At 76.2% G+C, this 1,452-nt stretch carries 2 protein-coding genes; both read right to left on the bottom strand.

Features of this window, described 5'->3' with window-relative positions:
• The coding region (locus tag ABZ281_RS49195) for a molybdenum cofactor guanylyltransferase (protein ID WP_356665343.1) at positions 1-479 on the bottom strand (479 nt) is incomplete at its 3' end.
• A 136-nt stretch (positions 480-615) separates the two neighbouring features.
• Positions 616-1,452: dihydrolipoamide acetyltransferase family protein (locus tag ABZ281_RS49190; RefSeq protein WP_356665341.1), on the bottom strand; the 837-nt coding region annotated here is incomplete at its 5' end.

Raw genomic sequence — 1,452 nt, 5'->3', positions numbered from 1 at the left:
CGCAGCCGCGGCGCGCGGTATGCGGCCACGAGCGGCTGGTCACGGCCTTCGGGGTCGGTCAGCAGCACGCCGTCGCGGCCGCTCGCCCGCAGGGCGCCCAGCAGGCGTCCCACGGTCGGCTCCTGAAGGAACGGCAGGTCGGCGGAGAGCACCACGACGTGCTCGGCCGTGGTGTGGCGGAGCCCGGCGTCGAGCGCGGCGAGCGGTCCGCCGCCGGGCGGGTCCTCGCGGGCCCAGGTCACGGGCCGTGCGGTCGGCCGGGGCGCGGCGACGACGACGGTGCTCCGGGCGCTGCCACAGGCGGCGAGGACACGGTCGAGCAGGGCCCGGCCGCCCACGCGCACTCCGGGTTTGTCGGTGCCGCCGAGGCGCCGGGCGGCACCACCGGCGAGCACGACGGCGTCGTACCCGGCGAGGTCCGCGCCCTGGTCGGGGTCGGTGCCGGTGCCGGTTGCTCCGCGGGGCTCGTAGGCGGTCACCCCCCGAGTATGCGTGCCCCCGCGATCACAGGGAACGCGGGGGAACCGATGCGATCACGGGGTCCGGTGCACGGGCGGAACAGCGGTCTTGGCGTCCGCGCGGTGGCAGAAGGGAAGCCGGCGCGTCCGCGCGAGATCAGAGCGTCCGCAGCAGCACCGCCGGTTGTTCCACGCAGTCCGCCACGTACCGCAGGAAGCCGCCCGCCACGCCCCCGTCGCACACCCGGTGGTCGAAGGTGAGCGAGAGCTGCACGACCTGCCGCACGGCCAGCTCGCCCTCGTGCACCCACGGCTTGGGGACGATGCGGCCGACGCCGAGCATGGCGGCCTCGGGGTGGTTGATGATCGGGGTGGATCCGTCGACGCCGAAGACCCCGTAGTTGTTCAGTGTGAAGGTCCCGCCGGTGAGTTCGCCCGGTGTCAGCGTCCCCGTGCGGCCCGCCTCGGTCAGCCGCGCGAACTCGGCCGTCAGCGACTCGGCGTCCCGCGCGTGCGCGTCCCGTACGACCGGGACGACGAGGCCCCGGTCGGTCTGCGCCGCGAAGCCCAGGTGCACGTGGTCGAACCGGACGACCTCCCTGGCCTCCGCGTCCACCGTCGAGTTGAGCTCGGGGAAGCGGGCGAGGGCCGCGGTGCAGATCCGGGCCAGCAGGGCCAGGAGGGAGATCTTCGGGCCGCCGGCCGCGTTCATGGCCGCGCGCGCCCGCATCAGCTCCGTGGCGTCGGCGTCCACCCAGCAGGTGGCGTCCGGGATCTCGCGGCGACTGCGCGCCAGCTTGTCGGCGACGGCGCCCCGGATGCCCTTGAGCGGGGTGCGGATCTCGCCGGGGGCCGCTGCCGCCGAGGACCGGGACGCGGGGGCCGGGCCCGGTGCCTGCGGCACGCGCGGGTGCGGCTCGGCCGCCAGTGCCGCCGTAACGCCCTGGCCGGCGGCGCGCAGCGCGTACTCGACGTCCGCCCGCAGGATCAGCCC

Origin of the sequence: Streptomyces sp. NPDC006265, assembly GCF_040613555.1 — a bacterium.
Classification (GTDB): domain Bacteria; phylum Actinomycetota; class Actinomycetes; order Streptomycetales; family Streptomycetaceae; genus Streptomyces.
This window is presented reverse-complemented; position numbering and strand designations above follow the sequence as displayed.